This is a genomic window from Amycolatopsis sp. NBC_00355, from assembly GCF_036104975.1.
Taxonomy (GTDB): Bacteria; Actinomycetota; Actinomycetes; order Mycobacteriales; family Pseudonocardiaceae; genus Amycolatopsis.
This window is the reverse complement of the sequence record NZ_CP107982.1, coordinates 5,979,192-5,998,272: the sequence shown is the minus strand read 5'-3', so window position 1 is coordinate 5,998,272 and position 19,081 is coordinate 5,979,192. Positions and strand designations below refer to the sequence as shown.

Here is a 19,081-nt window from a genome sequence, read left to right as displayed (position 1 = left end):
CATGACCAGGACTTATCCCGAGATGACGACCGACGAGGACTCGGTGCTGCCGGCCTCGACGTTCGGCGGGCTCGACGCGGAGGACGCCATGGCGATCCTCGGCCGCAGCCTCGCCGACGCCGTCCGCGCGGCGCCGGAGCCGCCGAGCCGGGCCGTGGTGCGGTTCGGCTGCGCCAGCATCGAGGTCGAGTGGCCGGTCGGGGTGCGCGTCACCGAGGGGGTCGCCGTCGCGGCCCGGCCCGAGGTGAGCGACCCGGCCGAGGACCTGGTGGCGGTGGCGGCCCCGGTGGTCGGCACCTTCTACCGGTGCCCCGAGCCGGGGGCGCGGCCGTTCGTCGAGGTCGGCGACGAGATCGAGGTCGGCACGCAGGTGGGCATCGTCGAGGCGATGAAGCTGATGAACCCGATCCTCGCCGAGGAGGCCGGCGTCGTCGCGGAGATCGTCGCGGGCGACGCCGAGTCCGTCGAGTACGGCCAGCCGCTGCTGCTGCTCCGGCCGCGAACCGAAGGGTGATGCGCGTGACTTCCCAGTCTGACCCGCCGTTCCGCAAGATCCTCGTCGCCAACCGCGGCGAGATCGCGCTGCGCGTCGTGCGGACCTGCCGCGAGATGGGGATCCGCACGGTCGTCGTGCACTCGACGGCCGACCGCGACTCGGCCGCCGTCCGGCTGGCCGACGAGGCGGTGCAGATCGGGCCGGGGGCACCGCGCAAGAGTTACCTGTACCCGGCGATGATCATCGAGGCCGCGCTGCGCACCGGCGCGGAGGCGATCCACCCCGGGTACGGGTTCCTGTCGGAGGACCCGGACTTCGCCGAGATCTGCGACAAGAACGGCATCGTGTTCATCGGCCCGCACCCGGACGTCATGGCGCGCCTCGGCGACAAGGCGACCGCGCGCGAGCTGATGGCCGCGGCCGGCCTGCCGGTGGTGCCCGGTTCGGCCGAGGCCATCGCCTCGCCGGCCGAACTGGTCGAGACCACCAAGCGCGTCGGCCTGCCGGTGATCATCAAGGCGTCCGCGGGCGGTGGTGGCCGGGGCATGTCAGTGGTCCGGGAGTGGGACGAGCTGCTCCCGACGTTCCGCACGACCCGCGCGACGGCCCGCGGCGTGTTCGGCGACGACCGCGTCTACCTCGAGCGGTACTGGGAGAACGCGCGGCACATCGAGGTCCAGGTGCTGGCCGACAACCACGGCACGGTGCTGCACCTCGGCGAGCGCGACTGCTCGGTGCAGCGGCGGCACCAGAAGCTGATCGAGGAGAGCCCGGCCCCGCTGCTCCCGCCGGCCCTGCGCGAGCGGCTCACCCAGGCGGCCGTCCGCGGCGCGGCGGCGGTCGGTTACACCGGCGCCGGCACGTTCGAGTTCCTGGTGGACGGCGACGAAGCGGCGTTCATCGAGGTGAACTGCCGGATCCAGGTGGAGCACCCGGTGACGGAGGCGGTCACCGGGATCGACCTGGTCCGCGAGCAGATCCGCGTCGCGGCGGGCCTGCCGCTGTCGGTGACGCAGGAGGAGGTGCGCCCCAACGGCGTCGCGATCGAGTGCCGGGTGAACGCCGAGGACCCGCGCCGCGACTTCGCGCCGTGCCCGGGCCTGCTGAGCGAGTTCGTCCCGCCGGGCGGCCAGTTCGTCCGGGTGGACACGCACGCGTACGCGGGCTGGCACGTCCCGCCGTACTACGACTCGTTGCTGGCCAAGGTGATCGTCTGGGCCCCGGACCGCGACCAGGCGATCGCCCGCATGCGGCGCGCGCTCGCCGAGTTCCGGATCGCGGGGCCGGGCATCAGCACGACGAGCGAGCTGCTGCAGGAAGTCCTGGCCGACCCGGTGTTCCGGGCGGGCCAGCACAGCACCTCGTTGCTGCGGAAGTGAGGCGGCGATGCGCACGGCCCCGGACCCGGGCCGCATCGCCGACCTGGGCGGCCGCCTCGGAACGGCGTTGCGCGAGCGCCTCGACGCGGTGACCCGCGGCCTGGGCCTGACGTTCCGCGAGTACCAGTGCCTGGAAACACTCCGCGGCGCCGACGGCCCGGTGACCGCGGGGCGCCTCGCCCTGGAAACGCAGCTCTCGACGGGCGCGGTGACGGGAATGCTGGACCGCCTGGAACGAGCGGGCCACCTCCACCGCCGAAAAGACCGCCTGGACCGCCGCCGCATCCTGGTGGAGTGCACCCCCTCGGGAGCGGCCCGGGTGGCGACGGCGAGGGAAGCGCTGTCCCGCCTGCCGGAGGCGGTGCTGTCGAACTGCACGGTGGCGGAGCTGCTGGCGGTGGAGCGCTGCTTGACCCTCTGGCTTGCGGCACTACCGGACGAGCCGGCTTGAAACGGCTGTCGAGGGTCACGTCGGTCAGTGCTCGACCGGCTCGGACGTGGTGGGTGGGGTGGGCGCCGGGCCCGGGTCCGAGGCGGCCGGCCCGGCCAGGGCCAGTCCGGCCACCAAGGCGAGTGCGACAAGCAGCAGCGCGGCCCGGACCAGCGACGAAAAAGAACAGACGACCATCATGGCAGACTCCTCGAATTTCCCGGCTCAGCCGGACTTCGACGATTTCGACGTGGACGCGAAATCGGGGGACTGCATTGATGGTGCGCGTGCGACGGCGACGCCGACAAGGTGTTTCCCGTTGCCCGGCAGGAGCTTCCGAGGTATCCGGCCGCGGGGTCCGGGCGGCCGTCTCGGCTCGGAGTTCAGTGCGTGGTCATGGCGGTTTCCTCACGACTGGATCGAAGTTTCCTGTCGATTGATCGGTATCGGCTCCGGTTTCGCTACCTCGAGGTGCCGATTCATCGGCAAGTGTCCTGTTTTTGGCTGGTTCCCTCGCGGGCCCGGGCCGGTTCCACGCCGGGAGGGAGTTCCGGCGCCGGTCGCGCGTCGACGATCGGGTGCATGACTACAACGCCTCCTCGCTGGGCCGTCTTCGCCGCGCATCTGGTGCCCTTGGTGACGTTGCCGTCCGGGTTGTGGCGGATCGCCTTGGTCGCCGGGGTGCCGCTCGGGCTTCGGGTCGAAGACGCCGATGTCGGCGGGGACGCGGCCTACATCGTCGGGCTCAGTGTGGTTTCCGAGGCGCTCGCGCTGCTGACCCTCGGGCTCGTGCGGCCGTGGGGTGAGCGGGTGCCGCGGTGGGTGCCGCTGCTGGGTGGGTGTCGCGTGGCGCCGTGGGCGGCGATCGGACCCGCGGCGGCCGGGGCGGTCGCGCTCGCGGTGATCTGGGGCTTCGCCTTCCGGGACTTTCCGGACTTCGGGCTCGTCGCGTTCTCCCACCCGGCCGGGCACGTCCTGCTCGTGGCGTGTTACCTGCCGGTACTGCTGTGGGCGCCGCTGCTGGGCGCGGTGACGTGGAGCTACTACCGGCGGCGCTGCTGACCGGCTCGGGAGCGCCGTCCGTGCCATCATCGGGCATGGCCACCCTTCGCGAAGCCCGCGAGCCGGAGCTCAACAGCGGGATTCTGCCCGGGAACGTGCGCGCCGACGACTGGATCATGCTCATCCTGGCCGCCGGTTCGGTGGGGTTGCTGGGGTTCACGCTCCTCAGCCCGCCCGCGCGGGACGTCGGCCTGGTGCTCTTCTACATCGACTGCGGGATCTGCGCGATCTTCCTCGGCGAGTTCCTGTGGCGGTGGCGCAAGCGCAAGTGGGCCAAGAAATTCCTGGTGCGCAACTGGTACGAGCTGTTCGCCATGATCCCCGTCGCGCACCCGTTCATCGCCGGGCACAAGTTCATCGGTGTCGTGCTGCTGCTGATCCGGATCGGGCGGGCCGCGGACCGGGCCGTCGGGGAGCAGTTCACTTATCGGCTTGTCGACAAACTGTCCGAGCCGATCGTGAAGGCCATCAAGAAGCCGGTGACCATCGCCGTGCTCGACGAGGTCGTCAAGGTCCTCGAGACCGGCAACTACCCCGAGAACCTGGCGAAGTCGCTCGGCGCCAACAAGGACGAGCTGCGCACGATCATCGCTGAGAAGATCGCCGCCGACCCGCAGCTCGGCAAGCTCAAGCGGCTGCCGTTCCACGACGAGATCGTCCGGACGGTCGTCGACACGTCCTTCCGCGTGCTGCTGGAGGTCCTGCTCGACCCGCGGATCGACGACTTCTTCTCCACGGTCGTGCGCGACAACCGCGAGCAGATCCGCCAAGCCGTGCAGCTCGGCCTCAACGACCTCGACGCCGAAGACGAGCAACACAAGCTGCCGACGCGAACCCAGCGCGAAGCGGCTCACGAATACGACACGCTGCACCGCAAGTCCTGACGACGAAGGCCTCCTCGCCGGGGTCGGGTCCGGCAAGGAGGCCTTCATTGTGTTACCCGGTTACGGGTAGCTCACCACGTTGACCGGCACGGTGCCCGTAGGCGTGACCCCGCCCGTGTCGTTGATGACGTGGGTGATCGTGCCGCGGTAGTTGAGCGACACCGTCAGCAGGCTGTGGAACTTCACGCCGCTGTTGTTCGGCACCTCGAACGCGTGGTAGCTGGACACCGCCGGGTTCGTGTCGAAGAAGCAGTAACTCCCGAGACCCCAGGCCTCATGGGACGTCACGTTCGCTCCGACCTTGTACGCGGCGTACCCCGCGACCCCCGATGGCGCGTTCCACGACGCCTGGTTCGGCACGTCGTAGGGCATCTCGTTCTGGAAGAAGATCGTCTTCCCGCCCTGGCCGTTCCAGATCACCTGGTACTTCTGGTAGTGCTCGACGAACAGGCCGGTCGCCAGCACGTTCGCGCCGTTGACCACCAAGCCCGTCTCGGCCGTGTTCGTGTTCCAGCCGACCGTGCCCGCGTTGCCGTGGTCGGCGCGCCAGGCCCAGATGTGGTCGATGATCGTGTTGGCGCTGTTGACGATCAGGCTGTTGGTCGCCTTGCCGGCGATCGCGCCGCCGATCCGGAAGAACACGTCCTGGACCGTTGTCGGGTTCGCCGCGTGGGACGCCGTCGAGCCGGACTGGCCGACCGTCAGCAACGCCTGCGAGTTCGTGGTGCCGGCGTCGAACAGCAGGCCCTTGAGCCGCACGCCGTCCACATCGGACACCTGCATCGCGTTGACGCCGTTGTCCGGCACCAGCGTCGGGTAGCCGATGCCGAGGATCGTCGTGTTGGCGCGGGTCACGTTGAGCGTCTGGTTGAGGTGGTAGATGCCCGGCGTGAAGAACAGGTTGCAGCCCGCCGCGAGCGCGTTGTTGATCGACGAGGCCGTGTCACCGGCCTTGACGACGTAGAACTGGCTCATCGGCGCCGACGTGCCCGGGGTGCTGCCGTTCGCCCAGCTCGGGCCGGACGCGTTGGTGCGCAGCGAAGGCAGGAACACGCGGTACTTGCCGGTGCCGTCGACGTACAGGTACGGCACGTCGCGGGAGACCGGCGTGGTCGCCAGCGTCGTCTCCGGCGGGTTCGGGAACGTCGTCGCCGGCGCACCGCTGGTGCCGGAGAAGACCATGTTCCAGACGCCGCCGTTCCAGCTGCCGAGCTGCGAGTCGCGGGTGTACCACTGCTGCTGCGAGATCGACGCGGCCTGGCCGGCCACCTTCGTGTCGGCGATGTAGCCGCCGCTCGCGTAGCCGTAGCTCGCCGGGTACAGCTGCAGCCCGCCGCGGACGTCCATCCGGCGGAACGGCGCGGCCTGCGCGACCGCCCAGCGCTCCTGGCCACCGGAGGGGTTGACCGCCAGGTTCTCCGCCGAGCGCCAGAAGTTCTGCAGCGCGACGCCGTTGTCGGAGGCGTTGAACGCGTCCACCGTGACGTCGCCGTTGATCAGGACGTCGCCCGGGTTCTGGCCGAGGCCGGCCACCGAGGTGTAGAAGCCGACGTTGTCGTGCACGTTGTTGTACGTGCCCGGCTTGAACAGGTGGGCGACGCGCCGGTCCGCGAACTGCGCGGTGAGCGTGTCCTTCTGGTTGTTGAAGTCGGTGTCCAGCTGCGCCTGGATCGTCGCCGCGGACATGCTCGGGTCGAAGATCCGCACGTTGGACCCGAAGTTCGGGGTGTCCGACTGCGTCGGGCAGCCGGCCTGGGTGCCGATCGTGTAGGTCGCGCTCGACACCGCCGAGGTCGTCGAACCGGACTTCAGCGCGATCGCGTTGACCGTCCGCGAAGCCGGGACGCTGATCGGCGCGGTGTACTGCGGCGACGACGCGGTGGGCGTCGAACCGTCCACTGTGTACCGGATGGTCGCGCCGGAGGTGGCGCTGCTGATCGTCACCGTCTGCGCGCTCGAGTAGGTCCCGCCGGGCGGGCTGAACGTCGGCGCCGCGACCGTCGTCGTGCCGCCGCCACCCACGGTGAAGGTGAAGTGCGGGGTGTCGTACTGCGGCCCGCTCTTCTCGTAGGTGAACCAGTAGTCGAGCGTGTTTCCGCTGCTCAGACCGTTGACGGTGGAGTGCCACGTGCCGGAGGCGTTGGTCATCCGGACGTTCTGCTGCCCGACGCCCGGCACGCCGGTGTAGTGGACGTCCACGTACACCGCGGGGGTCGTCGGGGTGAAGTTGAGCTGCAGCTGCGTCGAGCTGAGCTGCGTGACGCTCTGTGTGTAGTCGTCCGCGGCCAGGGCGGCCGGGGCGTTGAGCCCGGCGCCTAGCAAGAGGGCTGCTGCGGTGAGGGCGACGGCGCCGCGCCGGCGTCGTCGAAGCTTTTCAAAGGTCCGGGCCACGCCGTGACACCTCCGCCGTTGGGGATCCACGAGCATTTGTTGCGAGTCACAACAAAGTAGCTCCCGCTCAGCGGTGCTTCGATCACGAATCGGTAACACTTGTCTGGACCAATCAGCCGTCAGGGCGAGGCGTTCTGTGATCGATGACCCGATTTGCCCGGCGGTGGGCGAATGACTGAACCGAGAAACCCACTTCGGTCGGGTGACCCCGATCGTGTGACATGCGACGATCCCGTGCCACACCGTGGTCCCCTACCGAGGAGTAGGAATGACTGTTTCGCGTGGCAGAACCTTCGTCCGGGCCCTTGTGGCCTTCACCCTCGTCGCGGCCCCGGTGGCCGCCGCCGTCCCCGCCGACGCCGCGCCGTCGCAGAGCGGCGGCGTGGTCAGCTTCGGCTGTGCCACGTCCGGGAAAATGCCCGGGAAGATGCACTGTCTCGGCAAGGCCATCCGGTCGCCGAAGGGGTCCGGCCCGCTGCTGACGTCGACTCCGGTGGGTTACGGCCCGGCCGAGATCCAGGCCGCTTACAACCTCGGCGGCCTGCACGCGAACGGCCGCACCGTGGCCGTCGTGGACGCCCTGGACGCGCCGACCGCCGAGGCCGACCTGGCGAAGTTCCGTGCCGCGCGCGGACTTCCGGCCTGCACGACGGCCAACGGCTGCTTCAAGAAAGTCAACCAGAACGGCGCCGCGAGCCCGCTGCCGGCGGGTGACTACGGCTGGGCCGAGGAGATCAGTCTCGACCTCGACGCCGTGTCGGCGACCTGCCCGGACTGCCACATCCTGTTGGTGGAGGCCGACTCCCCGGACACCGACCCGTTGATGACGGCGGTCGACACGGCCGCGGCGACGCCGGGAGTGGTGGCCATCTCCAACAGTTACGGCGGCACCGAGGATCCGACGATCCTGGCCGCGGACGCGCACCTGAACCACCCGGGCATCGCGGTGACGGCGTCGTCGGGTGACTCGGGTTACGGCGTGAGCTGGCCGGCGTCCTCGCCGTACGTCACGGCGGTCGGCGGCACGACACTGAAGAAGTCCACGAGCGTCCCGCGCGGCTGGACGGAAACAACGTGGAACGGCAGCGGCAGCGGGTGTTCCACACTGGAGGCCAAGCCGGCGTGGCAGCACGACACGGGCTGTGCGAAGCGGACCGTCGCCGACGTCTCGGCGGTCGCCGACCCGGCCACCGGACTCGGCGTCTACGACACGTACAACAGTTGCGGCAGCTCGGCTTTCTGCGACCTGCTGCTGGCGCTGGGCCTGGCCCAGGGGGCCGACGGCTGGGTCCAGGTCGGCGGCACGAGCCTGTCGTCGCCGGTGATCGCGAGCGTGTACGCGCTGGCCGGCAACGCGGTGACGTCGGGTTCGTACCCGTACGCCCACACGGGCAGCCTGAACGACGTGACGTCGGGTAACAACGGCAGCTGCGGCGGCACGTACCTCTGCACGGCGGGCGCCGGCTACGACGGCCCGACCGGCCTGGGCACGCCGAACGGCACCGGCGGCTTCTGACTCACGCACCACCGAAAAGTCCGCTGTGGACGATCACCGTGATCGTCCACAGCGGACTTGTGGCGGCCGGCGGTCAAACCCTCCACGGACGGGTGACGTTTGCGCCGCGCGTTTTCGCGGATCCCGGGGCGGGGTAAAGATCACTGCATGCTGGACACCGACGTGCTGTCGACGACACGGCCGCGGGCGCTGGGCATCACCACGCCGCTCGGCGCCGTGCGGTTCGCCGTGCGCGTCGGCGGCTGGGACGTGCCGGCGCGGCCGGAGCTGACCTGGGGCCTGGACTCCGGTGGGTGGCTGTGCCGGTGGCGGCACCGGTCCGTGCGGCTCGACGTGCTGTCCGGGCCGAGCACGCCGCACTCGCCCGACGGCGGCCCCGCGGTCACCCGGCAGACCACCATCTTCCGCGTGCTGGCGCGGGAACCGCTCAGCGAGTTCGCCGTCCAGGCCGAGCTGCTCGGGCCGCAAGAGGTGAGCCCGCACGACGCCGGCTTCACGGCCGAGAGCGCCGACGCGGTGGTCACCGTCGGCGGGCCCGGCGTCGAGGCGCTGCGCGGCTGCGCGCGGGCCGGGCAGCACGTGCCGCCGTACTGGTCTGCGGCGCTGGCCGACGACGCCGTCGAGCAGGACGGCTCGCGGCTCACCTGGCAGCTCCCGGCCGTCGACCGCGGGGACTACGCCGAGTTGTGGGTGTCGGCCGCGTGGGGCGAGCCGGGCGAGCACCCGGGCACGCACCTCGCGGTGGACGTCGATCCGGCGCGGGTGCTGCGCGAGCTCACGCACTGAGCTGTCACATCCCGCTCGCGGGATCCGTCAAGGTGGGGAGGGCACCTGAACGAAGGACGGAAAACCCGTGAACGACGCCGACTGGCTGGCGCACCGCTTCGAGACCCACCGCGAGCACCTGCGGGCCGTCGCCTACCGGATGCTGGGCTCGTTGAGCGAAGCCGACGACGCCGTGCAGGAGTCGTGGCTGCGGCTCAGCCGGAGTGACACCTCCGACGTCGGGAACCTGGCCGGCTGGCTCACCACGGTCGTCGGGCGCGTCTGCCTCGACATGCTGCGCTCGCGCAAGGCCCGGCGCGAGGAGTTCGTGCCGGACCCGATCGTCAGCCGGGAGGACGACGGCCCCGAAGAGTCGGCGCTGCTGGCCGATTCGGTCGGCCTCGCGCTGCTGGTCGTGCTCGACACGCTCACCCCGGGCGAGCGGCTGGCGTTCGTGCTGCGCGACATGTTCGCCCTGCCGTTCGACGAGATCGCGCCGATCGTCGGCCGCTCCGAAGCCGCGACCCGCCAGCTCGCGAGCCGCGCCCGGCGCCGGGTCCAGGGTGCGCCGGTCGCGCCCGACCCGGACCTCGCCCGGCAGCGTGCGGTCGTCGACGCGTTCCTCGCGGCCGCGCACGGCGGCGACTTCGAAGCGCTCGTCGCGGTCCTCGACCCGGACGTCGTCCTGCGCGCGGACCGCGGCGCGGACCGGGGCGGCTCGATCGAGGTCACCGGCGCGGCGGCGGTCGCCGGCCAGGCCCTGACGTTCTCCCGCCTCGGCGCGGGCGGCGGCACGGTCCGCCGCGCCCTGGTCAACGGCGCGGCCGGCGTGGTGGCCACGCGCGACGGGCACCCGTTCTCGGTGCTCGGGTTCACGGTCGCGGGCGGCCGGATCGTGGAGATCGACATCCTCGCCGACCCGGTGCGGCTCGCCCGGCTCGACCTGACGGTGCTCGACTGAGCGCGCACACGCTGTGGAGTTGATCCACTACCTGGTGCTACCGTGAGGAGTATCGGCGCAAGGGGAGGGGTCGACGTGGGGAAGCACGAGAAGAAGGACGACGACACGGACGTCCAGAAGGGCACCGAGAGCTCGGAGGGCGGCAAGCACCGCAAGTGAGCCTCACAGCTCGACGACCGCGCCGGTCTCGTCCGTGACCAGCGCGATCCGGTCCAGGGCGTCGAAGTGCAGGTAGCGCCGCGTCGCGTCCGCGTACAGGCGGATCGCCTCGGCCACCACGATCACCAGTTCGCCGTCCTCGAGCGAGTACAGGTCGTCCGGTGACAGGACTTCGTGCACCCCGGCGCCGTCGGTGACGAGCGTGCGGACCCGGCGTCCCGTGTGGTCGTAGCCGTAGAGCTGGTTGACGCCGTCGTCGCCGTGGATCCCGCGCAGCCGGCCGAAGACGTCCCGGATCTCGATGCCCGGCAGCGGTTTCGGGAGCCCGGAGACCGCGGGCGGCTCGATCTCGCGCAGCAGCCCGCGCGGGCCGCGGACCACGTGCCGTCCCGGCCCGAAGTGCTCGCTGACGCCGTTCGCGTAGTGCACCGCGGTGCGGCGGCCGCGCACGTCGTACTGGACGGCGTCGACGAACCCCGGCACGCTCACCAGCCGGCTCACGTCGTCGTACTGGTGCCGCACGGTCAGCCGGCCGTCCCCGGCGTCGGGGTAGGTCACCTGCGAGAGCCGCCCGTCGGCGCGGCGGACGACGTCGAGCCGGTACTCGATCGCCACGTGCGCCGGGCGCCAGCGCTTCGTCACCGGGTGGCCGAGCGCGTCGTAACCGATGAGCGTGACGCCCGATTCGTCGGTGACGCGCACCAGCCGCCCGCAACTGTGCGGGCCCGCTTCGAGCGGCACCGGGAGCCCGCCGTCGTGGTAGGTGAACGTCGTGACCGGCGGCCCGGCCGGGTCGTCGACCAGCACCGCGGCCACCCGGCCGGCCACGTCGTGGACGCGGTACACCGTGCGCCCGCCCGGGGTCCACGCCTGGGCCGAGTTCCCGGCCGCGTCCCGCACGTGGACGACGCCGTCCGCGCCGCGCAGCACCCGGCCGAGCAGGTCGCGCACCGGTTCGTCGGCGGGCGGCGCCACCACGCCGGGCTCGAACGTCCGGACCGAGCCGTCCGGGGTGGTCACCCGCACCGGCCGGGCCAGCGCGTCGTACCGGTACTCGGTCGCCGGGGCACGCCGGCCGCCGATCCGGAACGCCCGCGACGTCCGGCAGACCAGGCCCCGCGCGCAGTACTCGTGGTGCTCGTCGACGACGTCGCCGAGGAGTTCGGCGTGCCGTCGCTGCAGCAGCCGCCCGGCGCCGTCGCGCACCTCCGCCGTCGTGAGCACCTCCGCCTCGCCGGACACCGCGCGCTGCTCGGTGGTGACCCGCACCGGTCCGTGGTGGTCGTAGCGGTGGCGCAGCGTCGGCAGGTCCGCCGTGTCGCCCGGGCGCACGACGGTTTCCGGGCGGCCCAAGGGATCGTGCGTCACGGTGGTGACCGCGCCCGCCGGGTCGGTCACCTCGCAGACCCGCGCCGACCGGACGTCGTACCGCGTCGCCGTGACGTTCCCGACCGGATCGGTGGCCACCTCGGGGAAGCAGCGGTCTTCCGAATACCGCACTTCGTGGTGGTCGCCGCGCGGCCCGGTGGTCGTGGTCCGCAGCCCGGTGACGTTGTCGAGCCGCCGGTGGAACGTCGTGACCCACCAGCCGCCCTCGTCGTCACGGCGGTGGTAGCCGTGGCGGCCGAGGTCCGGCGGGACCGGGCCGTAGACGTCGGCGACGAGCGCGTCGGTGAGCACCAGCTCCTCCCGCGCGGTGAGCAGTCCCTGCGAACCGGCGGTCCCGTCCGGACCCTCGTCGTAGCGGAACAGCTTGTCCGACAGCACTTTCCCGGCGCCGTCCAGCTCGCGGACCCGCGCAGGCAGCGCGGTGAACCGGTGGTCGGGGTCGGTCGCGTAGGTCGTGCGCGTCTCGCGCACGGACGGCTCCTGACCGGGCCGTTCGGTCGTCTCGACCACCCGGACCGGGTTCCCGGCGGCGTCCAGGTCCGACTCCGTCGTGGTGACCGAGACGGGTTTCTCCTGGCGCTCGAACACGGTCGTCACCGATTCGGTCCACTGTGGACGGCTGCGGTGCTCGACCCGGCGGTACGGCCGGGCGGCGTCCGGCGAGTCGTCGAGGCCGAAGGTCTCCTCCTGCCGCAGCCGCCCGTCGTCGCCGAACCAGCGCACGGTCCGCAGGGTGGGCGCGTGCTCGTCACCGAGCTCGTCCTGGACGACCCGGCCGAACCCCGTGAAGGCGTCGCGGATCCGGCTCTCGTGGTACTCGAACTCGGTGGTGCCGGCGTGCCCGGTCGCCGCCTCGCGCAGCGTGACGCGCCGGACCACCGGGATCGTCTCGACCGTCGTGTACTCGATCGCGGTGCGCAGGCCGATGCCGTTGTCGATTTCGCTGAGCCGCCCGGCGTTCGGGAGGTCGCCGGGTTCGAGGGAGTAGCACGGCACCGGCTCGTCGTCGGCGTCGAGGAGCAGCACGCCGGTGTCACCCCGCGAGCGGGTGCGCGCCGGGAGCCGGACCCGCGGCGCGGCCGGCGGTTCCGAACGGGCGTAGGCGAGGCGCAGCACCGGCGCGGCCGCCTCGGCGCCCCGCGCGTCGAACCCGGTCAGCGCGACGGACGCCAGCACGGACGCTCCGGTGCTGTCGTCGGCGTCGTAACCGAGGGTCCAGCGCCGGACGAGCGGGTGCGCGGCGTCCGGCACCCGCAGGTCGATCCGGGAGCAGCGCAGCGCCGTCGTCACGCGGCCCTCGACCAGGACGTCCGGCCGCGGCTCGTACGCGAAGTCCACTTCGTACGGTCCGTAGGAGACGCGCGCCAGGTACGCCTGCCCACTGTGGTGCGCCCAGCTGAACGCCGTGGTGTTGCCCAGCGCGTCCTCGGTCCGCTCGAGGTGCCACGCGTGGCTGCCGGAGCGGCCGCCGTCGGAGGTGCCGAGGAAGTGCCGGGCGCCCGAGCGCGCGGTGAGCACAAAACCTTCGCCGCGGCGGGCGAGCCGGCCGCTGGTCCGGCTCCGCGCGCGGCCGTCGTCCAGCCGGACGTTCGGCAACGGCACCGCGAACCCCGCGCCGAACGGCCCGTTCGGCGCGCCGGTGACGTACCGCAGCGCCAGCGACGGCGCGATGCCGCCCGGGCCTGCCGGCAGGTCGAGCGGTACCGCGAAACTCCCGCCCCCGGTGGCGGGTTCCGGCGTGAAAGCGCGGCCCAGCCCGCGGACCCGTGCGGGCTGGGCCGCGTCCTGGACGCTCGACCGGAGCAGAGCCATGGCGATCTCCCCGAATGCCGGGTGGCACTGGCGCGCCACCGGTGACTTCCGGGGTCCAAGTGGGTGAGTCGCCGGTGTCAGATACGTCTTCACCCGTTTGCCGTCGCAGTTATGCATTCGTGACGTCCGTGCCGTATCCCGGGGGCGGCTGCCCGGTCTTTCCCGAGTAACCAGTCGTGATCAATGGCGGGGGCGAACGAGAGGGTGGACCCGATGGTGGTCAGGTTCGTGAGGGACGAGGGCTCCAGAGCGGCGAAGGAGGACGCCGGCACGCTGAACGAGCTGCCGGCCCCGCCGAGGCAGCTGCTCGACCGGCACGGCGCGCGGGTGCTCGACCCGGCGACGTCGACGGCGGTGCCGGGCCAGCCCGTGCCGCGCACGACCGTGTACCGGCCGGGGGTGTTCCTCATGCCGAACCGCTACCTGCGCGACGAGCGGACCCTGGCCGCGATCAACGGTGTGCTGGCCCGCATCGGCATCTACGCCGAGCCGGCCGACCGCGGCGGCGACACCAAGGCGACCGCCCGGGCCCAGCAGCTCGAAGACCTGCCGGCGCGGGCCCTGCTCCACGTGCGCGAGGACTCCGACCCGGTCGTCGTCGACTGCTGGAAGGCCGTCCAGCTGCTGCGCGGCGCGTCCGCGGGCGAGAACCCGGAAATCGACCCCAGAATTGCTGCCGCGGTCTCCGTGGAGCACCTGCTGTTCACCACGCCGGTGTTCGGTGGGGTGCCGTGGGAGACCAGCGGTCTCGGCGGAACTCCCTGGGAGACCAGCGGTTTCGGCGCGGGCAGCTCGTACGGGCGCACGCGCGGCGCCAACCGGATCCCGGTCACGCTGTCCGCCGCACCGCCCTACCGCGGCACCAAGCCCGCACACCGGCGGCCGGTGATCGCGGTGCTCGACACCGGCATCGGCCCGCACCCGTGGTTCGGGCTGCCCGACCGCAGCGGCCCGCCGCCCGCCGGCGTCGGGCTCACCGTCGCGCCGGACATCCAGGCGGCGATCCTGCAGGCGGAGACCGACTCCGGCGTCACCGTGCCGACGCAGCTGCTCAGCGACTACTGGGACGCGCCGACGACCGGCCAGCCGCTGATCGGCGACGTCGACACCGACACCGGCCACGGCCTGTTCATCGCCGGCATCATCCGGCAGGCCTGCCCCGAAGCCGACACCCTCGCGATCCGCGTGGTGCACAGCGACGGCGTCGCGTACGAAGGCGACGTGCTGCTCGCGCTGCACCTGCTGGCCGACCGGGTGCGCGACGCGCAGGCGAACAACCGGCCCGAGAACATGGTCGACCTCGTCTCGCTGTCGCTGGGCTACTACGAGGAAAACCCGGTCGACGTCGCCTACACCGGCCAGTTCGCCGCGGCGATCGCCGGCCTGACCGACCTCGGCGTGCTCGTCGTCGCGGCCGCGGGCAACGACGCCACCACCCGCCGCTTCTACCCGGCGGCCTTCGCCGACCAGCCGCCCGGCCCGAACGGCGGCCCGCAGGTGATCAGCGTCGGCGCGCTCAACCCCGACCGCACCGCCAGCAAGGCGCTGTTCTCCAACGAAGGCCCGTGGGTCCGCTGCTGGGCGACCGGCGCGGGCGTCGTCAGCACCTACCCGGACGACGTCCGCGGCAGCGCGTCGGCCGACCACGAAGTGCCGGAGCAGGGCCGCAACTCGTTCGACCCGGACGACTACAGCGCCGGCTTCGCGGTCTGGGACGGCACGTCGTTCGCCGCGCCGCTCGCCGCCGCGGAGATCGGCAAGACGCTGCTCAAGACCGCCGGCGCCGACCTCGCCACGGTCGACCGCGACACCGTCGTCAAGCGGGCTTGGACCGCGCTGGGCGCACTGTGACCGTGGCCAAAACGGACCACGGGCGGGTCGCCGCCCTGTTCGGCGCCGCGCGGGACGGGGACCGCGCGGCGCTGGACGAACTCGTCGTCCTGCTCACGCCGCTGCTCTGGCAGGTGGCGCGGGACCAGGGCCTGGACGTCGACCAGGCGTCGGACGTCGTGCAGACGGCGTGGCTGCGCCTGCTCGGCTCGTTCGCGGAGATCCGCTCGCCGGTGGCGCTCACCGGCTGGCTGATCACCGTCACCAAGAGGGAAGCCTGGCGGACAGGGGAAAAACGCCAGATCGAACGGCCGCTGCCGGAACTGCCGGAGCGGCTCGCCGAAGCGTCACCGGCACCCGAGGAGGGGGTGCTGCGCGACGACGAGCGCGCGCGGTTGTGGCGCGCGGTCGACAAACTGCCCGAACGCTGCCGCAGCCTGCTGCGGATCGTGGCGTTCGTGCACCGGCCGGACTACGCCGAAGTCGGCGCCCGGCTGGGAATGCCGAGGGGGAGTATCGGCCCGACCAGGGGACGTTGCCTCGCGCGCCTGCGTGAGCAGCTACTCGCCAACGGCGAAGGAGATTGGCTGTGACCACCGTCGAACCACCAGGTGCCAACGAGCCCTTGGACGAGCTCGATCTCCGGCTGCTGGCCGGGGTACGCGAGCTGTGGGAAGACGCCGACCCGATGCCCGGCACGCTGGTGGACCAGATCCGGTTCGCGATCCAGCTGGCGGACGTCGACCTGGAAGTGATGCGGATCCGCGAAGAGGAGGGACTCGTCGGCGCGAGGAGCGCGGCCGAGCAGGGCAGGCTCATCACGTTCGACAGCGAAAGCCTGACGATCATGGTGAACGTGAGCCCCGAGCCGGCGGGCACGATCCGCCTGGACGGCTGGCTCACCCCACCGGACGAGCACCCGATCGAGGTCCGCACCAGCGGCGGCCCGCTGACCACGACGTCCGACCCCGAAGGCCGGTTCGCGGTCTGCGGTGTACCGCACGGAATGGTGCAGGTCGTGGTCCGCACAGTCGGCCGCGCGAGGACGGTGAGCACGCCGGCCATCGAGTTGTGACCCGCCTTTCCGGGCGTGCCGGAGCCGGCAACCCTTGCCGGAGGTCCGAAACCGGGCGCAACCGAAGGGGGATCGGGCTTTCCCGAGGTGGCCCGCCGGGTGGCGCGGCTCTTCCTGGAGACCGGGAGCGTCCCGGCCGGGCGGGTTTCCGAGGCGTCCCCGCGGACGCCTCGGCGGGGTGCGCGGCAAGGGTAGGATCCGAGCGGTCGACGCGCTCGGGGACGGTGAGCACGCGGTGACCCGCTCTTCTCGGCCGAGGGGAACGGTTCCCGGCCGAAAGGGCTGCCTGTGCGCACCGAGGTCGCCTCGCCGAAGGTCGAGGACCGGGTGCGCGACCTGCACCGGCGTGCGGTCGCGGCGACCAACGACGGCCAGCCGGTGGTCGGCGGGCGGCTGATCCGCGCCGCCGCGCGGCTGCTCGGCCTGCCCGCGAAGGCCGCGCCCGAAGGCTGGCCCGGGTGGCCCGATCTCGCGACGCGCGTCCTCGGCACCTACGCGGCCGTCGAAACGGCGCTGGGCAACAGCACCCGCGGGCTGGCGCTGCTCGACGAAGCCGACCTCCTCGTCTCGGACGCCGGGCGCGGGATCCTGCGCCAGCAACGGGGTCTGGTGCTCATCCTGATCGGCCGGATGGACGAGGCCCTCGACTGTTTCGACGAGGCGATCCCGCAGTTGCGGCAGGCGGGCGAGTTCGTCGTGCTGGCCCGGACGTTGCTCAACCGCGCGATGCTGCACCAGTACGCCGGGCGCGTCCGGCTCGCGCTCGCCGACCTCGACCAGTGCGAGCAGATCGGCGCCGGGCAAGCCGAAGAAGAAGGCCTGGCAAGGATCTTCGCGAAGGCGGCGCACGGCCGTGGCCAGGCGCGCGTGCTGACCGGCGACATCCCGGGCGCCTTGCGCGACTTCGACGCGGCCAGCGGGTTCTACGCCGAGCAGAGCGTCGGGATGCTGCCGGTGCTGGCCGTCGACAAGGCCCGCGCGCTGCTGGCCGCCGGGCTGCCCAACGAAGCCGCGGCCGAGCTGGGCGCGGCGCTGGAACAGTTCCCGCGGCTGCGGATGAACCAGGAGCACGCCGAAGCCGAGCTGACCCGCGCGCTGGCGGCGCTGGCGAGCGGGGAGACGTCGACCGCGCGCAGCTGGGCCGTGCGCGCCGAGCGTCGATTTCGTCGAAGGGGCAACGAAACCTGGGCGGCGGTCGCCCAGCTGACGGTGCTGCGCGCGGACTTCGCGGCCGGGCGGCGGATCTCCCGCGTCGCCGCCGACGCGACGTCGCTGGCCGATCGGCTGACCGCGCTGGGCCTGCGCAACGACGCGGAGATCGCCGCGCTGCTGGGCGCCCGGGCCCGGATCGCGCTGGGCGACCTCGACGGCGCCCGCGCCGGCATCGCCGCGCGCGACCGCCGGACCGCACCGCTGGAGAACCGCCTGTTCCGCCGCCTGGCGCTGGCCGAACTCGGGGCGGCGACGGGAAACCGGCGCGTGACGTTCGCGAACGCGCGGGCCGGGCTGACACAGTTGCAGCGCCACCGCAGCCGGTTCGGCAGCGTCGACCTGAAGACCGGGACGACGTCGCTGGGCAAGGAACTCGCCGACGCCGGCCTCGCCGCCGCGCTCGCCCAGCGCTCGCCGGGGGTGGTGTTCCGGTGGCTCGACCGGTCGCGCGCGCAGGCGTTCCGCTTCCGGCCGGTGCGCCCGCCCGCACACCCGCAGACCGTCGACGCCGTCGCCGAGCTGCGGTACCTCTCGATGCAGATCCGCGCCGGCGAGCTGTCCGGCAAGCCGGACGCCCAGGCCGTGAAGCGGTGCGCGGCGCTGGAACGGGAGATCCGCGCGAAGGGCTGGCAGGCCGAGGGCACCGACGAGGACCACGCCGAGGCGAACCTGCGCGAGATCGGGGACGAGCTCGCGGCGAGCGGCAGCGCGATGGTGTGCTTCCTGGCCGACCACGGCGCGTTGTGCGCGCAGGTGATCGCCGACCACCGCGTCGCGCTGATCGAGCTGGGCCCGGCGTCGGCGGTCGCGGAGCCGGTCGCGCGGTTGCACAGCGACCTCGACGCCTTGTGCGGCCGCCAGTTGCCGCCGCAGCTGGACCAGGTCATCCGCCGGTCGGTGCGGACCCAGGTCACCGCCCTCGACGCGATCCTCCTGAAGCCGCTGGGCGCGCGGCTCGGCGACCTCGACGTCGTCGTCGTGCCGACCGGCGCGCTGTCCGCGATCCCGTGGGGGCTGCTGCCGACGTTGCGCGGCCGCCCGGTGACGGTGACGCCGTCGTCGTCGGCCTGGCTCGCCGCAGGACACCGGCCGCGCCGCGCGACCGGGGCGCCGCTGCTGGTCGCGGGCTCGGACCTGATCCACGCCGACGCCGAGGTGTCCCGGCTGGCCGCGCTCTACCCGGAGGCCGCGGTGCTGACCGGCCCGGAGGCGACGGTCGCGGCGACGCTCAAGGCGTTCGACGGCTGCCGCCTGGCGCACTTCGCCGCGCACGGCCACCACGAGCGGGAGAACGTGTTGTTCTCCCGGCTCAACCTCGCCGACGGGCCGCTGATGGCCTACGACGTCCAGCAGCTGTCGACGGCCCCGGAGCAGGTGGTGCTCTCTTCGTGCGACGTCGGCCAGACAGTGGTCCGCGCGGGCGACGAGGTCCTGGGCTTCACGGCGGCGCTGCTCTACGGCGGCAGCCGGACGGTGGTCTCGAGCGTCGCCCGCGTCGACGACCGGACGGCGGGCGGCGTGATGCTGGCCTACCACCGGGCCCTGTCGTCGGGCACGCCCCCGGCCCGCGCGCTGGCCGACGCCGCCCAGGCCGAACCGCTGATGCCGTTCGTGTGCTTCGGCCGCGGCTGAGCCTTCTTTTCTTCCGACGTCTCACCCGGTCCGGGGTTGCTTTCGGGTGATCGACCCCATCGGGACGCATCCTCGGTGATCACTTGGG

Annotated in this window: 15 protein-coding genes; 12 read left to right on the top strand and 3 right to left on the bottom strand. The window is 72.3% G+C overall.

The genetic code is table 11. The annotated features are described in order from the left end of the window. Position 1 precedes the first annotated feature (1 nt). The 3 genes from OHS18_RS26865 to OHS18_RS26855 are packed head-to-tail and all read left to right on the top strand — an operon-like array spanning position 2 to position 2,326. Positions 2-514, top strand: a complete 513-nt coding sequence (locus tag OHS18_RS26865) for an acetyl-CoA carboxylase biotin carboxyl carrier protein (RefSeq protein WP_328447992.1) — start codon at positions 2-4, stop codon at positions 512-514. Positions 515-519: 5 nt separating this feature from the next. After that, positions 520-1,875 carry an acetyl-CoA carboxylase biotin carboxylase subunit gene (locus tag OHS18_RS26860; RefSeq protein WP_328447994.1) on the top strand — a complete coding sequence of 452 codons (1,356 nt, stop codon included), beginning with the start codon at positions 520-522 and terminating at the stop codon, positions 1,873-1,875. 7 nt (positions 1,876-1,882) lie between these two features. Then, positions 1,883-2,326 (top strand): MarR family winged helix-turn-helix transcriptional regulator, encoded by a 444-nt coding sequence (locus OHS18_RS26855; protein ID WP_328447996.1) that lies wholly within the window; start codon positions 1,883-1,885, stop codon positions 2,324-2,326. A 24-nt stretch (positions 2,327-2,350) separates the two neighbouring features. Here the strand turns inward: OHS18_RS26855 and OHS18_RS26850 are convergent, their stop codons facing one another. Beyond that, entirely contained in the window at positions 2,351-2,506 is a 156-nt protein-coding gene (locus tag OHS18_RS26850; protein WP_328612806.1) for a hypothetical protein, read from the bottom strand. A 381-nt stretch (positions 2,507-2,887) separates the two neighbouring features. On the opposite strand from OHS18_RS26850, the gene OHS18_RS26845 reads away from it, so the two are divergent. Both OHS18_RS26845 and OHS18_RS26840 read left to right on the top strand, forming a co-directional pair. Beyond that, the gene (locus tag OHS18_RS26845) at positions 2,888-3,367 is read left to right on the top strand and encodes a hypothetical protein (protein WP_328612805.1); all 480 of its coding nucleotides are present in this window, start codon (positions 2,888-2,890) and stop codon (positions 3,365-3,367) included. A gap of 35 nt (positions 3,368-3,402) precedes the next feature. Continuing rightward, the gene (locus OHS18_RS26840; protein WP_328612804.1) at positions 3,403-4,251 is read left to right on the top strand and encodes an ion transporter; all 849 of its coding nucleotides are present in this window, start codon (positions 3,403-3,405) and stop codon (positions 4,249-4,251) included. A 60-nt stretch (positions 4,252-4,311) separates the two neighbouring features. On the opposite strand, the gene OHS18_RS26835 is transcribed toward OHS18_RS26840, so the two are convergent. After that, positions 4,312-6,642: a chitobiase/beta-hexosaminidase C-terminal domain-containing protein gene (locus OHS18_RS26835; RefSeq protein WP_328612803.1), complete on the bottom strand. Its 2,331-nt coding sequence runs from the start codon at positions 6,640-6,642 to the stop codon at positions 4,312-4,314. Positions 6,643-6,910: 268 nt separating this feature from the next. Between OHS18_RS26835 and OHS18_RS26830 the strand changes: the two genes are divergently transcribed. From OHS18_RS26830 to OHS18_RS26820, 3 genes are all read left to right on the top strand, one after another. Then, positions 6,911-8,158 carry a S53 family peptidase gene (locus tag OHS18_RS26830; RefSeq protein WP_328612802.1) on the top strand — a complete coding sequence of 416 codons (1,248 nt, stop codon included), beginning with the start codon at positions 6,911-6,913 and terminating at the stop codon, positions 8,156-8,158. Positions 8,159-8,305: 147 nt separating this feature from the next. After that, positions 8,306-8,944 carry a hypothetical protein gene (locus OHS18_RS26825; protein ID WP_328612801.1) on the top strand — a complete coding sequence of 213 codons (639 nt, stop codon included), beginning with the start codon at positions 8,306-8,308 and terminating at the stop codon, positions 8,942-8,944. Positions 8,945-9,011: 67 nt separating this feature from the next. Next, positions 9,012-9,884, top strand: a complete 873-nt coding sequence (locus tag OHS18_RS26820) for a sigma-70 family RNA polymerase sigma factor (protein ID WP_328612800.1) — start codon at positions 9,012-9,014, stop codon at positions 9,882-9,884. A 162-nt stretch (positions 9,885-10,046) separates the two neighbouring features. Here OHS18_RS26820 and OHS18_RS26815 read toward each other — a convergent pair whose 3' ends face one another. Continuing rightward, positions 10,047-13,244, bottom strand: coding sequence for a SpvB/TcaC N-terminal domain-containing protein (locus OHS18_RS26815; RefSeq protein ID WP_328612799.1), 3,198 nt, complete (start codon positions 13,242-13,244; stop codon positions 10,047-10,049). A gap of 213 nt (positions 13,245-13,457) precedes the next feature. On the opposite strand from OHS18_RS26815, the gene OHS18_RS26810 reads away from it, so the two are divergent. The 4 genes from OHS18_RS26810 (at position 13,458) to OHS18_RS26795 (ending at position 18,993) form a co-directional block, all read left to right on the top strand. Beyond that, positions 13,458-15,095: a S8 family peptidase gene (locus OHS18_RS26810; RefSeq protein ID WP_328612798.1), complete on the top strand. Its 1,638-nt coding sequence runs from the start codon at positions 13,458-13,460 to the stop codon at positions 15,093-15,095. Next, a complete protein-coding gene (locus OHS18_RS26805) occupies positions 15,092-15,667 on the top strand; it encodes an RNA polymerase sigma factor (protein WP_442874343.1) in 576 nt (191 codons plus the stop codon). Before OHS18_RS26810 ends, OHS18_RS26805 begins: the two co-directional genes overlap by 4 nt. Then, complete coding sequence (locus OHS18_RS26800) at positions 15,664-16,149, top strand: hypothetical protein (protein WP_328448017.1); 486 nt, start codon at positions 15,664-15,666, stop codon at positions 16,147-16,149. Before OHS18_RS26805 ends, OHS18_RS26800 begins: the two co-directional genes overlap by 4 nt. A gap of 288 nt (positions 16,150-16,437) precedes the next feature. Further along, positions 16,438-18,993: a CHAT domain-containing protein gene (locus OHS18_RS26795; protein ID WP_328612797.1), complete on the top strand. Its 2,556-nt coding sequence runs from the start codon at positions 16,438-16,440 to the stop codon at positions 18,991-18,993. Positions 18,994-19,081 lie beyond the last annotated feature (88 nt).

Coding starts and splice junctions, on each gene's coding strand:
- OHS18_RS26845 (WP_328612805.1), top strand. CDS start 2,888: ATGACTACAACGCCTCCTCGCTGGGCCGTCTTCGCCGCGCATCTGGTG.
- OHS18_RS26815 (WP_328612799.1), bottom strand. CDS start 13,244: ATGGCTCTGCTCCGGTCGAGCGTCCAGGACGCGGCCCAGCCCGCACGG.
- OHS18_RS26850 (WP_328612806.1), bottom strand. CDS start 2,506: ATGATGGTCGTCTGTTCTTTTTCGTCGCTGGTCCGGGCCGCGCTGCTG.
- OHS18_RS26825 (WP_328612801.1), top strand. CDS start 8,306: ATGCTGGACACCGACGTGCTGTCGACGACACGGCCGCGGGCGCTGGGC.
- OHS18_RS26810 (WP_328612798.1), top strand. CDS start 13,458: ATGGTGGTCAGGTTCGTGAGGGACGAGGGCTCCAGAGCGGCGAAGGAG.
- OHS18_RS26865 (WP_328447992.1), top strand. CDS start 2: ATGACCAGGACTTATCCCGAGATGACGACCGACGAGGACTCGGTGCTG.
- OHS18_RS26830 (WP_328612802.1), top strand. CDS start 6,911: ATGACTGTTTCGCGTGGCAGAACCTTCGTCCGGGCCCTTGTGGCCTTC.
- OHS18_RS26840 (WP_328612804.1), top strand. CDS start 3,403: ATGGCCACCCTTCGCGAAGCCCGCGAGCCGGAGCTCAACAGCGGGATT.
- OHS18_RS26855 (WP_328447996.1), top strand. CDS start 1,883: ATGCGCACGGCCCCGGACCCGGGCCGCATCGCCGACCTGGGCGGCCGC.